Genomic DNA, 13,134 nt, shown 5'->3' with positions numbered 1-13,134 from the left:
GAATTAACGAAGCGATTGACCCATTTTGCGGATCGCGTCAACTGTTTGAGACACCAAAGAGCCTTTCGAGCCCTTCACCAGCACCACATCGCCCGCATCAATGATCTTGTGCACTTGCGCTGTCATGTCGGCGGCGGTGTCGACCCACAATCCTTGCTGATCCCCGTCCAGCCTTTCCCAGAGCGCCTGCATCCGAGGCCCCACACAATGCACCTGATCAATGGCCCGAATAAATGGCAGATCGGCAAGGTCGGCGTGCAAGGCGGCCTCGTCCGGGCCAAGCTCCAGCATGTCGCCCAGAATCGCGATGCGGCGGCCCTTCTGAATGCGTCCGACGCCGTCCACAGGCTGCATCGCGCCGAGCACCTCCAATGCCGCCGCCATTGAGGTCGGATTGGCGTTGAAAGCATCGTCAATTAACGTCACCGTCAACCCCTCAGGGGCATCCAGCGTAATCTCTTCTCGGGTGCCGCGTCCTGTAGGGGGCTGCCACTGGACCATCGCCCGCGCCGCCAGCGTTGTGTCCGCGCCCAATGCGCGGGCCGCCACGAGCGCACCCAGTGCATTCATCGCAAAATGCCGTCCGGGCGAAGCGATTTTGAACACCTGTTCCTCGCCCGCGATCATCGCCTTGCAGATTGTGGCATCTGGGGTCAGTGTGACATAGGCCAAGCGGTGGTCATTCGCAGCCCCCTCACCGAAACATTGCAGATCAAAACCTTCTGCAGCCAATGCCAGCACGGGCGAGGTGTCCAGATCGCCATTGATCACAGCGATCCCATCCGGCTCAAACCCTTCGAAAATTGCGGCTTTTTCGCGGGCGATCCCGGCTAGGTCGTCAAAGGCCTCTAGGTGCGCGGCGGCAACGGTCGTGATCATGGCCACGTGAGGCCGCGCCATGTGCGCCAAGGGTCCGATTTCCCCGGGATGGTTCATCCCGATCTCGATCACCGCAAAATCCGTGTCCTCGGGCAGTCGCGCCAAGGTCAGCGGCACCCCCCAATGGTTGTTATAGCTGGCCTCGGCCGCATGGGTGCGACCTTGTGCCGACAGAACCGTGCGCAACATCTCTTTTGTCGAAGTCTTGCCGACCGACCCTGTCACGGCAACAACGCGCGCGTGCGAACGAGCGCGACCGGCGCGCCCAAGTGCCTCCAACGCGGCCAACACGTCATCAACAATTAACAGCGGAGCATCGGGGGCAATGCCGTTGGGAATGCGGCTGACCATGGCCGCTCCGGCGCCCTTTTCCAAGGCCTGCGCAACAAAGTCATGCCCATCGCGCACATCTTTCAGGGCAACAAACAGATCACCGGGCTGAATGGTGCGTGTGTCAATCGACACACCATCGACCGACCAGTTTCCCTGCACCTGACCACCTGTGGCGGTCGCGGCGTCCTGCGCGCTCCAGAGCGTCATGCCAGCCGTCCTTCAAGCGCCGCCACCGCGACCGAGGCTTGTTCGGCATCATCAAAGGGCAGCACATCATCTCCAACAGTCTGCCCGGTTTCGTGCCCTTTGCCTGCGATCAACAACGCGTCACCAGGACCAAGCGCATCGACGCCACGCAAGATCGCCTCGGCCCGGTCACCGACATTCATCGCCTCGGGGCAGCCTGCCATCACCATGGCGCGGATCGCAGCGGGGTCTTCCGAACGCGGGTTGTCATCGGTCACGAACACCACATCAGCGTTTTCCGCCGCCGCCTGCCCCATCAGTAAGCGTTTCGACGTGTCACGGTCACCGCCTGCCCCGAACACCACCACGAGCCGTCCCAACACATGTGGGCGCATGGCGCGTAGCGCGGTTTTCAAGGCATCAGGCGTGTGGGCATAGTCAACAAACACCGCCGCGCCGTTTTCGCGGGTGGCTGCCAGTTGCATCCGCCCGCGCACGGTTACAAGGTCCTTGAACGTGTCGAACACATGGGCGGGTTCTGCCCCACAACCGATGGCCAAACCTGCCGCCGCCAGCACGTTTTCTGCTTGAAAACCGCCGATCAGCTCCAACCGCGCTGTGTGCGCCACGCCGTTCCATGTGAACATCAACTCTTGCCCCGTGGCGTCGAAACGGCGCGCTTTCAGGCGAAACTCGCAATCGTCGTGTTGCCCAACGCGGATCAAGTTTTGGCCGCGCGCCTCTACAATAGTGGCAATCTCGGCCCCTTTGGGATCGTCCATGTTGACCACGGCAGTGCCATCTTCGGGCAGGACGCGGGCAAACAGCCCTGCCTTGGCCGCGAAATACTCGTCAAAACTCGCGTGGTAATCCAGATGATCCTGCGTGAAGTTGGTGAACGCCGCTGCAGAAAGGCGCACTCCGTCCAGACGACGTTGCGCCAGCCCGTGGCTTGATGCCTCCATCGCCGCATGGGTCACACCGGCGCCCGCCATCTCGGCAAGAAGCTTGTGCAGGGTGATCGGCTCGGGCGTGGTATGGGCCAGCGGTGCCGTGAATGCCCCTTCGACGCCCGTGGTTCCCAGATTGGAAGCCTTGATTCCCAGCAGGGTCCAGATCTGGCGGGTGAAATGGGCAACCGATGTCTTCCCGTTGGTGCCGGTGACGGCAACCATGTGTTCGGGTTGTGCGCCAAACCACAGGGCGGCGGCATAAGCCAATGCCATGCGGGGATCTTCTGTGACGACCAGAACGGCGTCCGAGGCGTCAAGCTCGGCCTTAGCGATCGTCGCTCCTTCCGGGTCGGTCAGGATTGCCCCTGCCCTCATGCGCAAAGCATATTGAATGAACTCACCGCCATGAACCTTTGTTCCCGGCAGGGCTGCGAACAGATGTCCGGGCTTCACATTGCGGCTGTCCACAGACAGGCCTGTGATCTCGGCCTCTTTGCCACCTCGGGCGCTTAGCCCCAACTCAGCCAGGGATTTTGTGGTCGTCTCAGCGCCCATATGTGTTCTGCCCATCCAGATCAGTTCGAGGTGAGTGTTACCCCAGTTGCGGCAAGGGATTCAACGATGGGTTCCGGCTCGGGTTTCAAACCCAGAAGCGGGGCGACGCGGCGCACGATCTCGGACGCCACCGGAACGGCGGTCCAACCCGCGGTGCGACGCGGTTTCGGACCCGAGGTCTCAACCGGTTCATCCAGCGTCACCACCAGAACATATTTCGGTTTGTCCGCCGGAAACATGCTGGCAAACGTGTTGATCACCTTGTCATCGTAATAGCCACCTTGCGGGCGCGGCTTGTCGGCAGTGCCGGTCTTGCCTGCCACCTTGTAACCCTTCACCTCGCCGAACGAGGCGGTGCCTTCGGTCACAACCTTGCGCAACATCTCACGTGCCGATGCAGCGGACGCTGCCGACATCACACGCGGCCCGCGCGCGATGCGATCTTGCTTCAGCACGGTCGGCTTCACGGCAAATCCACCATTGGCAATCGCCGCATAGCCAGACGCCAGATGCATCGGCGTTGACGATAGCCCATGCCCGTAAGAGATCGTCACCGAGCTGAGCTTACCCCAATTCTTGGGTAGAAGCGGCTGTGATCCGCGCGCCTCGACAATCTCGAACGGAGTGCGGTCAAACATGCCAAGCGCGCGCAGGAAAGTCTGCTGACGCTCTGATCCGATCTCAAGCGCCATTCGTCCGGTGCCCCGGTTAGATGATTTGACGATAATGTCAGACACGCTCAGCTTGCCATAGTTCTTATTCTTGAACTCGCCAATCCGGTAGCCTGCGATCTTCATCGGAATGCCGGTGTCGATGATCGTGTTGGCATTCACCAAGCCCAGATCCATCGCCTGAATCGCCGTGAAAATCTTGAAAGTCGACCCAAGCTCATAGACGCCTTGCACCGCGCGGTTGAACAAAGGGCTGTCAGACTGGTCGCCCTTGGTCAGAACGCGCGGTCGCTTGTTCGGATCGAAATCGGGCAATGAGACGACAGACACCACCTCGCCGGTATGCACATCCATCAATATCGCGGCAGCGCCTTTGGCGTTCATCAGCTTCATGCCGCCATAGAGCACGCGCTCCACCGCACTTTGAACGGTCAGGTCGATCGAAAGCGCGAGCGGCTTGTCGCCATTGGTGGGGTCACGCAGATAGTCGTCAAACTGTTTTTCGACACCAGCAACGCCGATCACCTCAGCGGCACTGACGCCTTCGCGCCCGAAACTTGCCCCGCCCAGTACATGAGCTGCCAGCTTGCCATTTGGATAAAGGCGCATTTCACGCGGGCCGAACAACAGACCCGGTTCGCCGATATCGAACACGGCTTGCTTCTGCTCTGGGCTAAGTTTCTTCTTGATCCACAAGAACTTACGCGCACCGGTGAAATCCTTGATCAACCGCTCGCGCTTGAGGTCGGGAAAGATCTTCACCAACTCGTCCGCCGCGCGCAGCGGATCCACCATCAGGGGCGGCTGGGCGTATAGCGCATGAGTGACAAGGTTGGTCGCCAGTATGCGCCCCTGCCGGTCAACTATGTCCGCCCGCGCAGTGGCAATCGCAGACCCAGGCGCTTGCGCACGCGGCTCTTGCGGTTCGGTCGAGGACAGCATCGCCATCCGACCGCCAACCACCAGAAAAGCACACAGGAATAGCCCCGCCATCACCAAAAGGCGACCTTCCGAACGCAAACGCGACCGGTCGCGTATGTCTTCATGCCGGTGACGCAGGTTTTCGCGTTCAATTGCATCCGGATTTTCACCTTTGGCGCGGGCGTCAAGAATGCGCGCCAGCGGGCGGAGCGGGACACGGGTCATTGGTCAATCTCCCCAAAAACATCAAAGGTTTCGGTGATTTCCGGCAAATCTTCGTCTGGAAAGACCACCTGGTCGACCCGCCCAAACTGCTCGGGTGCCAAAGGTAACAGGCCCAAACGGTCATAATTCAACTCGGCCAGATCGCGCAGCCGGTCGGGGCGATTAAGATAGGCCCATTCCGCACGCAGCACTGCCAGCTGTTCCTGCATCTGCCCGATATCGCGCTGCAACTCTTCCACGCGATCAAGCGAGGCTTGTGTCTTGTAGTTTTCCGAGTAGGCCCAATAGGCCAGTGCCATGACGACCAAAGCGGATGTGATGTAGAGCAAGCTGCGCATTATGATTTATCCTTGAAAACAAGGGGTGGAAGGCCAAGTTTGCGCCGGTCGGATGGCCCGGCAGGTGCATCTGTTCGGGTGGCCACGCGCAGGCGGGATGACCGCGAGCGGGGGTTTGCGGCAAGCTCATCTGCATCCGGCGCGATGGCTTTGCGCGGGGTCAGCTTAAAGCGCGGCGTTTCTGCGGCCTCTTGCGGTGCATAACGTGATCCGCCGCCCCCTTCGGACGCACGGGCTTGGAAGAACCGTTTCACCACGCGATCCTCCATCGAATGGAATGTCACGACGGCCAGCTTGCCACCGGGTTTCAGGGCGCGCTCGGCGGCCTCCAGCCCGTCGATCAGCTGGCCGAATTCGTCGTTCACCGCGATGCGGATCGCCTGAAACGACCGTGTGGCCGGGTGGCTCTGACCGGGTTTTGAGCGGGGCAGGCATTTTTCCACGACGCTGGCCAATTGCAGCGTCGTTTCAAACGGCGCCTCGGCACGCGCCCTGACAATGGCCCGCGCAATCCGGCGCGAGGCGCGTTCTTCGCCATAGTGATACAGAATATCGGCCAGTGTTTCCTCGTCGGCATGATTGACGATGTGGGCCGCGGTCGGGCCGGACTGGCTCATTCGCATGTCCAGCGGCCCGTCGCGCATGAAGGAAAAGCCGCGATCCGCCAGATCCAGCTGCATCGAGCTGACGCCAAGGTCCAACACCACACCATCTAACGGGCGACCAGCCAACTCGTCCAAGTCCGAGAATGTGCCTTCACGCAAGGCCAGCCGGTCGCCATACTCGGCGACCCAGTCGGCGGCCATGTCGAACACCATCGGATCACGGTCGATACCGCAGACCCAGTCTGCCCCGGCTTCCAACAATCCACGCGTATAACCCCCCGCCCCGAACGTGCCATCCGCCCAGTCGCCAGAAACAGGCGCGACCGCTTCTAAAAGCGGCCGTAGCAATACTGGAATGTGGGGACGTTTATCGGTGGCAGCCGGGTTGGTCATATCATCCATCCCTGCCAGACGCGGACCCGCCGCCCAGCAAGGTAAGCGGGTCGAAATCCTCGGGCTGGCTGTCCAGCCACGCCTCGGCCTTGGCCATTTCTACGTTTTCATATGTCTCGGGCTTCCAGATCTGGAACGTGTCGCCAGTGGCAATAAAGAACGCTTCGTTCTCAAGCCCGATCTTCGCGCGCAGTTTTGCGGGCAACACCAGACGCCCTGTCTCATCAACCGTTGTCGGCAGGGATTGACCGTTAAACATACGCTCAAGTGCGCGACGCTCGACCGAGCCGCGTGGCAAATCGGCGATCTGCTGATCAACATCATCAATCGCTTCGATCGTATAGCATTCAAGGTAGTTGCGGCGCTTGTCGCCATAGACAATGACAAGATTGGGGTTCAAACCTTCAGTCCAGTCAGGGTCGCCAGCTTCCAGAACACGGCGAAACAGGGCTGGGATCGAAACCCTGCCCTTTGCGTCCACCTTGTGGTGGCTTTCACCTCTGAACCTGCGTGCCACTTTCGCGGCTCCTTCACTGTCCCACTTCACTGCCATGCCCCAAATTCAAGGGGCTGGAATAGAAACGGCGGATTGAGCTGCTGCCACTGCCCAATCCGCCGCCTGTCCCGTTTCCGGGTGTCCAGCTGCGCGCGCCACCTGGGGGGATGTCTGCTCGCGTTCGCGCCGGATCTCTTTCTTAGGATGAAGCGGGTGCCTGTATGAAACCTGACTTGGGAGTGTCTCGAGGTCTTGTTGCCTCTTATGTCCCGTCCTCATCTTGCATTAAGGGATAGCTTGGGAATTCATGGGACGCAACAGGTTTTTACGGGAAAGTTGGACCAGATGTTGTTTTTTAGCCCCATCAAAAACAACATATAGTGTACTTCTGGGACAGATTGACGCGAAACCTAGTGATATATATTGCCTCTACACACTAAATATAGTGCTGCACCTGCAGCACAAAATTATCCCACAATTTCCCGAAAAATAGTCATCAAGGGCGCTATTCGCGGCAAATCCATCGCAGCAGACCAGTGTTTATACGGAGAATCCGTTGTTAAATCACATTGATTCGGTGGCTATTAGCCGCCCGCCCACGGTTTCCCATACGCCAATCTAGCTGCCAGATTCAAAACGACCCATGGTTTCCCACAGGCCGTTCAGATAATGTCAGTTCGCTTAGGCGATGCCGCGCGCCACCAGATCACGAGCCAGCGTAGCATAGGCATCAGCCACCGGCCCGGACCCAGCGGCGATAGGCGTGCCGTGATCACCTGCAAGGCGCACGTCCAGCGACAGTGGGATTTCGCCAAGGAAGGGTGTCCCCAGTTCGGCGGCTTCGTCGCGCACGCCGCCATGTCCGAACAGGTGCGCCTCGTGCCCACAATTTGGACAGACATAGGTCGACATGTTTTCGACCAGCCCAAGGATCGGAACCTTTACCTTGTCAAACATGTCGATCGCCTTGCGTGCATCCAAAAGCGCCACATCCTGCGGGGTCGATACGATAATCGCGCCGGTGATCTGCGATTTTTGCGCCAAGGTCAGCTGCACATCGCCCGTGCCCGGCGGCAGGTCAATGATCAGCACGTCCAGCGGCGCCCAATCAACCTGAAACATCAATTGCTGCAGCGCGCCCATCAGCATGGGACCACGCCAGACCACGGCCTCGCGATCAGATTTCAGCATCAGACCAATAGACATCATTTTGACGCCATGCACCTCGACCGGGATCAGTTGCTCTCCATCAGGCGAGGATGGACGCTGGCTTGTTCCCATCATGCGCGGTTGGGACGGCCCCAGAATATCCGCGTCCAGCAACCCAACCTTGCGCCCTTGGCGCGCCAACGCCACGGCGAGGTTGGAGCTGAGTGTGGATTTCCCCACCCCACCCTTGCCGGACGCAATGGCGATCACGTTTGCCACACCTGGCACAGGCAATGGCCCAGCTTGTGGCTTGGGATGCCCGCCGATCTTCAGATTGGGTGGCTGCGGCGCAGTTTTTGCTGGGCCATGCGCCGTCAGGATTACCGAGACACGCTCGACCCCGTCCAAAGCAGCAACGGCGGCTTCAGCTGCACGTCGTTGAGCCTCCATTCCTGCTGCCTGCTCAGGCGTCGGCGCTTCGATAACGAAACTGACGGCCCCGCCATCAACGTTCAATGCACGCACCATATCGCGCGACGCAAGATCCCCACCATCCGGAAGGGCAACGGTGGATAAGGTGCCCATGATCTTTTCGCGCATATCCGACATCTATGTCTCCTTCTGTGTCGCCCATTACTTGGCAGCTTTGTCGGCAGGTGCAAGGGGATAGGAACCAAAAAGCCGGCGGTCAAACAGCCGCAAACCTGCGGTGAGTCGCTCCATATCGCACCCCTGTCCTAAATCCTTCTTCAGGTCTGGCCCGCGGATCGCGCCTCAGATCTGAACACATCGGGCAAAAATCAAGCACCACGAGAATTGACCTAAAGTTAACGCCAACACCACACCTTCTGCAATGCAGCAATTTACCTAACGTCAGCGCAGAATATGTCAGCAACTGATTAATATTGTGTCATTTTTAAGTATGCACTCGCCGCATATCGGGTTTGCGAATGCAGGGTATTGTGCATCTGCAGCATTATGCCCATCTTGGGGTCAAGGCGACAAATTGAGCGCCAACAGAGTTAACAAAAGCGGCCCCGCCGCCCCGCCCCGCAGGGTTCTGCGGATGAGATGTAAGTGAGTAAAGATATGACATACGCAACAGAAATTCTTTCGGCCCCCGTCAGCATTGCAGACCGCATGGCCGCCCGTATCGCCGTTTGGAAAGAGCAGATGGAGCAGCGCGCCCAGTACCGCGCAACCGTGCGCGAACTGAACGATCTGAGCGATCGTGAACTGAACGATCTTGGGCTTGGCCGCTCGTCGATCCGGTTCGTCGCTCGTATGGCTGTTTACGGCAACTAAGTTTCCTTGCCAGCACCTACCTCCTCCCGGGTGTTGGCTTTGATTGGCGGCGGGACCGACCTCCTCCCCGGTTCCGTCGCACAATCAACAAGTTTCGAACCTTCGTCCTCCTCCCTGAAGGTTCGTGGGTCGCGGCGGCACCTACCTCCTCCCGGGTGTCGCCGCACCCCCAAAGATACGGTTCTTCTCCACCTCCTCCCGGGGCAGAACCGATACGGTGACGGGTCTATCTCCTCCCAGACCCTGAACCACATGACGTCGGGTCTCTACCTCCTCCCAGAGCCCCGCCTCACATAGAAACGGTGACGCCCACCTCCTCCCGGGCGTCACCGTTTTTTTCGCCACACCGCACTTCGCACGATCCGCAGACGTCTGCCCGGCATATCAGGCGTGCAATTTTGTCGATTGATTTTTAGACGCAAGACGGCATAGCTCGCTTCATGAAACCCAAAATCCTAACGACGCTGCGCGACTATGATCGCGAGCAATTCGCAAGCGACCTGATCGCAGGTGTTACCGTTGCCATGGTTGCCCTGCCGTTAAGCCTTGCCATTGCGATCGCTTCGGGCGCAGGACCGGAGAAAGGGCTTGTCACCGCAATTGTTGCGGGGTTTCTGATTTCACTTCTTGGGGGTAGTCGGGTTCAGATTGGTGGCCCAACCGGTGCGTTCATCGTCGTTGTCTATAGCATCATCGCCGATCACGGATATGACGGGCTGGTTCTGGCGACATTGATGGCCGGAGCCATCATGATAGCCGCAGGCTATTTGCGAGCGGGCAATCTGGCGGCCTATGTGCCCGGACCCGTCATCAACGGCTTCACGATTGGCATCGGTATCATCATCGCCACCAGTCAAATCAAGGACCTGTTCGGCCTGTCTATCGCCGAAGTGCCAGCTGAGTTCATTGCGAAGATGAGCACACTTTGGGCCGCACGCGACACCATAGGCCTCCAAACACTCACGATCGGACTGGTAACGATGGCATTGATCGTCTTTCTGCGGCGATTGGCCCCCAGATTTCCGGGTCTGATAGTTGCGGTGGGATTAACATCGGCCGCGGTGGCAATTGCCGCGTTGCCTGTCGAGACGATTTATTCGCGGTTTGGCCCATTGCCAAGCACATTACCACACCCATCCCTGCCCCAAATCAGCCTTGCGCGGATCACTGAGCTGCTGCCTTCGGCTATCGTCATCGCCTTTTTGGCAAGCATTGAATCGCTTCTGTCGGCAATGGTAGCGGATCGCATGATCGGCGGAAAACATCGCGCCAACGCTGAAATCCTGGCACAAGGCTTTGCGAATATTGGATCTGCCCTATTTGTCGGCCTACCCGCCACCGGGGCAATTGCGCGCACAGCAACCAATGTGCGCGCGGGCGGCAAGACACCAGTTGCGGGAATCATACACGCACTGACCATCCTGCTGGTCATGCTGCTGGCCGCCCCGCTGGCCGGGTATCTTGCAATGCCTGCTCTGGCGGGGCTGTTGATCCTGACCGCGTGGAACATGAGCGAGCCGCAGAAATGGCGCGGCTATATGCAGGGGCGCATGTCGGACCGTGTGTTGCTGTTGCTGACGCTGGTGTTGACGGTGTTTGCGGGCTTGACCATTGCAATCGGCGTCGGTGTCTCGGTCGGGTTGGCGCTGCGCCTGCGCCGCCAAGGCGCCGAGCCCGAGAAGGACTGGACCCCACCGGACCGTTGATGCGCCGCCTTAGAACGGCACGTCGCCCGCCTGCGCGGCTGGCACTATGAACTTGGAAACGACTTTCTTCGCACCCGCCTTGTCGAATTCGATATCCAGCTTGTCGCCTTCGATGCCCATCACGGTGCCATAGCCGAACTTGGTGTGAAACACCCGATCGCCTTGGGTGAAGGACGACACGGCGGTCGCATCAATCACCAGCCCGCGCGCTTCGTTCGGGCTGGGCTTGGTGCGCAGGTTGCCCTGCGCCTGCATCCGCCTCCATCCCGGCGAGTTATAGGCATCGGCCCGGCTGGCCTTGTCGTCAAGTGGCGAGGCGCCGAAATCGCCTGCTGTACCGCCATAGCCGCCGCCGTAAAGGCCAGGCGCGGTCAGCACTTCGACGTGATCTGTGGGCAACTCGTCGACAAAGCGCGATGGCAACTGGCTTTGCCATTGCCCATAAACGCGCCGGTTGGCGGCGAATGAGATCGTGCAAACCTCTTCCGCCCGGGTGATGCCGACATAGGCCAGGCGGCGTTCTTCCTCTAGCCCTTTCAGCCCGCTTTCATCCATCGAGCGTTGCGAGGGGAACAGACCATCCTCCCACCCCGGCAGGAACACGGCGGGGTATTCCAACCCCTTGGCCGCGTGCAGGGTCATGATGGTGACTTTTTCCTCGGCGTCGTCCGTGTCATTGTCCATGATCAGGCTGATATGCTCCAAAAACCCTTGCAGGTTTTCGAAACTTTCCAAAGCCTTGACCAGTTCCTTGAGGTTTTCCAGCCGCCCCGGAGCTTCGGGCGTTTTGTCGTTCAGCCACATCTCAGTGTAGCCGGATTCCTCCAAGATCACCTCGGCCATTTCGACATGGGTGTCTTCCTCCGCACGCAATTGGTTGAACCAGCGGTCAAGGCCCGCGACCAGTTCGGCCAAACCCTTGCCGCCCTTGCCCTTGATCGCACCGCTTTCGACCGCAATCCGCGCGCCTTCAACCAGCGACACGCCGTTTTGGCGCGCAAGCCCCTGAATGGTCTGCACCGCTTTATCCCCCAGCCCCCGGCGTGGCGTGTTGACGATGCGTTCAAACGCCAGGTCGTCGTCTTGGCTCACTGCCAGCCGGAAATAGGCCATCGCATCGCGGATTTCCAAACGCTCGTAAAAACGTGGACCGCCGATCACGCGATAGGGCAGACCGATGGTCAGGAAACGATCCTCAAACGCGCGCATCTGGTGGGAGGCGCGCACGAGGATAGCCATATCGTCCAAAGACATCGGCGCGCGGCCACGGGTGCCCGATTGCATCGCCTCGATCTCTTCCCCGACCCAGCGGGCTTCTTCGTCACCATCCCAATGGCCGATCAGGCGGACCTTCTCGCCGCCCTCGGCATCCGTCCACAACTCTTTGCCCAGCCGGTCTTCGTTGCCCGCGATCACGCCGGACGCCGCGGCCAGAATATGCGCGGTCGAGCGATAGTTTTGTTCCAGCCGCACCACCTTCGCGCCGGGAAAATCCTTTTCAAACCGCAAGATATTGCCGACTTCGGCCCCGCGCCAGCCATAGATCGACTGGTCGTCATCGCCCACACAGCAGATATTCTTGTGACCCGCCGCCAGCAGGCGCAGCCACAGGTATTGGGCCACGTTGGTATCTTGGTATTCGTCGACGAGGATGTAGCGAAACCAGCCTTGGTATTGCTTCAGGATGTCGTCGTGTTTCTGAAAAATTGTGACCATATGCAGAAGCAGGTCGCCGAAGTCGCAGGCGTTTAGGGTCTGTAACCGCGCCTGATACTGCGCATACAGTTCCGGGCCGCGTCCATTGAACGCGTTGGCCTCACTCGCAGGCAACACTTCGGGCGTCCAAGCGCGGTTCTTCCAGTTGTCGATCACCCCCGCCAACAACCGCGCGGGCCAGCGCTTTTCGTCGATATTGTTGGCGCCAATCAGCTGCTTCATCAGCCTGATCTGGTCGTCCGTGTCCAGAATGGTGAAGTTTGTTTTCAGCCCCACAAGCTCGGCATGACGGCGCAGAAGCTTCACGCAGATCGAGTGGAACGTGCCCATCCAGGGCATGCCCTCAACCGTTTGCCCCAGCAGGCCTGCGACACGTTCCTTCATCTCGCGCGCGGCCTTGTTGGTGAAGGTTACGGCAAGGATCTCGTTCGTCCGCGCCTGCCCGGTGTTCAAAAGATGCGCAATCCGCGTCGTCAGAGCCTTGGTCTTACCGGTGCCCGCGCCCGCCAGCATCAGGACGGGGCCATCCAGTGCCTCGACCGCCTCGCGTTGGGCGGGGTTCAGCCCTTCCAAATACGGCATCGGGCGCGCGGCCATTGCCTGTTGTGACAGGCTGGGGAGCGCAGCGGCCTCAAAAGCGTCGTCTTCGTTGAAATCACTCATATGCGCTCTTTATCAACGGGGAAGCAGGGTGGGAAGAGTG

At 59.6% G+C, this 13,134-nt stretch carries 10 protein-coding genes; 2 read left to right on the top strand and 8 right to left on the bottom strand.

Features of this window, described 5'->3' with window-relative positions; genetic code table 11:
• Window positions 1–3: 3 nt before the first annotated feature.
• From murF to MWU51_RS04460, 7 genes are all read right to left on the bottom strand, one after another.
• Window positions 4–1,419, bottom strand: a complete 1,416-nt coding sequence (gene murF, locus MWU51_RS04490) for a UDP-N-acetylmuramoyl-tripeptide--D-alanyl-D-alanine ligase (protein WP_247035082.1) — start codon at window positions 1,417–1,419, stop codon at window positions 4–6.
• Window positions 1,416–2,906 (bottom strand): UDP-N-acetylmuramoyl-L-alanyl-D-glutamate--2,6-diaminopimelate ligase, encoded by a 1,491-nt coding sequence (locus MWU51_RS04485; RefSeq protein WP_247035080.1) that lies wholly within the window; start codon window positions 2,904–2,906, stop codon window positions 1,416–1,418. Before MWU51_RS04485 ends, murF begins: the two co-directional genes overlap by 4 nt.
• A 20-nt stretch (window positions 2,907–2,926) precedes the next feature.
• Entirely contained in the window at window positions 2,927–4,723 is a 1,797-nt protein-coding gene (locus tag MWU51_RS04480) for a penicillin-binding protein 2 (RefSeq protein ID WP_247035078.1), read from the bottom strand.
• Window positions 4,720–5,061: a cell division protein FtsL gene (locus tag MWU51_RS04475; RefSeq protein ID WP_247035074.1), complete on the bottom strand. Its 342-nt coding sequence runs from the start codon at window positions 5,059–5,061 to the stop codon at window positions 4,720–4,722. Before MWU51_RS04475 ends, MWU51_RS04480 begins: the two co-directional genes overlap by 4 nt.
• On the bottom strand, window positions 5,061–6,059 hold the full coding sequence (gene rsmH, locus MWU51_RS04470; RefSeq protein ID WP_247035072.1) for a 16S rRNA (cytosine(1402)-N(4))-methyltransferase RsmH: 999 nt from the start codon (window positions 6,057–6,059) through the stop codon (window positions 5,061–5,063). Before rsmH ends, MWU51_RS04475 begins: the two co-directional genes overlap by 1 nt.
• Window position 6,060: 1 nt before the next feature.
• Entirely contained in the window at window positions 6,061–6,576 is a 516-nt protein-coding gene (mraZ, locus tag MWU51_RS04465) for a division/cell wall cluster transcriptional repressor MraZ (RefSeq protein ID WP_247035070.1), read from the bottom strand.
• A gap of 660 nt (window positions 6,577–7,236) precedes the next feature.
• Window positions 7,237–8,313: an Mrp/NBP35 family ATP-binding protein gene (locus MWU51_RS04460; protein WP_247035068.1), complete on the bottom strand. Its 1,077-nt coding sequence runs from the start codon at window positions 8,311–8,313 to the stop codon at window positions 7,237–7,239.
• Window positions 8,314–8,793: 480 nt separating this feature from the next.
• Here MWU51_RS04460 and MWU51_RS04455 point away from each other — a divergent pair, with 480 nt between their 5' ends.
• Window positions 8,794–9,009, top strand: coding sequence for a DUF1127 domain-containing protein (locus MWU51_RS04455; protein WP_247035067.1), 216 nt, complete (start codon window positions 8,794–8,796; stop codon window positions 9,007–9,009).
• A gap of 440 nt (window positions 9,010–9,449) precedes the next feature.
• The gene (locus tag MWU51_RS04450) at window positions 9,450–10,715 is read left to right on the top strand and encodes a SulP family inorganic anion transporter (protein ID WP_247035065.1); all 1,266 of its coding nucleotides are present in this window, start codon (window positions 9,450–9,452) and stop codon (window positions 10,713–10,715) included.
• Between the two features lie 9 nt (window positions 10,716–10,724).
• On the opposite strand, the gene MWU51_RS04445 is transcribed toward MWU51_RS04450, so the two are convergent.
• Window positions 10,725–13,094, bottom strand: coding sequence for a UvrD-helicase domain-containing protein (locus MWU51_RS04445; RefSeq protein ID WP_247035063.1), 2,370 nt, complete (start codon window positions 13,092–13,094; stop codon window positions 10,725–10,727).
• Window positions 13,095–13,134 lie beyond the last annotated feature (40 nt).

Origin of the sequence: Aliiroseovarius sp. F47248L, from assembly GCF_023016085.1 — a bacterium.
GTDB lineage: Bacteria > Pseudomonadota > Alphaproteobacteria > Rhodobacterales > Rhodobacteraceae > Aliiroseovarius.
Note: the sequence above shows the minus strand (reverse complement) of the source record. Positions and strands in the feature narration are given on the sequence as shown.

Bases quoted from the DNA above. Each gene is read 5' to 3' on its own strand.
- MWU51_RS04445 (WP_247035063.1), bottom strand. From the start codon at position 13,094: ATGAGTGATTTCAACGAAGACGACGCTTTTGAGGCCGCTGCGCTCCCC.
- MWU51_RS04455 (WP_247035067.1), top strand. From the start codon at position 8,794: ATGACATACGCAACAGAAATTCTTTCGGCCCCCGTCAGCATTGCAGAC.
- rsmH (WP_247035072.1), bottom strand. From the start codon at position 6,059: ATGACCAACCCGGCTGCCACCGATAAACGTCCCCACATTCCAGTATTG.
- MWU51_RS04475 (WP_247035074.1), bottom strand. From the start codon at position 5,061: ATGCGCAGCTTGCTCTACATCACATCCGCTTTGGTCGTCATGGCACTG.
- murF (WP_247035082.1), bottom strand. From the start codon at position 1,419: ATGACGCTCTGGAGCGCGCAGGACGCCGCGACCGCCACAGGTGGTCAG.
- MWU51_RS04485 (WP_247035080.1), bottom strand. From the start codon at position 2,906: ATGGGCGCTGAGACGACCACAAAATCCCTGGCTGAGTTGGGGCTAAGC.
- MWU51_RS04480 (WP_247035078.1), bottom strand. From the start codon at position 4,723: ATGACCCGTGTCCCGCTCCGCCCGCTGGCGCGCATTCTTGACGCCCGC.
- MWU51_RS04450 (WP_247035065.1), top strand. From the start codon at position 9,450: ATGAAACCCAAAATCCTAACGACGCTGCGCGACTATGATCGCGAGCAA.
- MWU51_RS04460 (WP_247035068.1), bottom strand. From the start codon at position 8,313: ATGTCGGATATGCGCGAAAAGATCATGGGCACCTTATCCACCGTTGCC.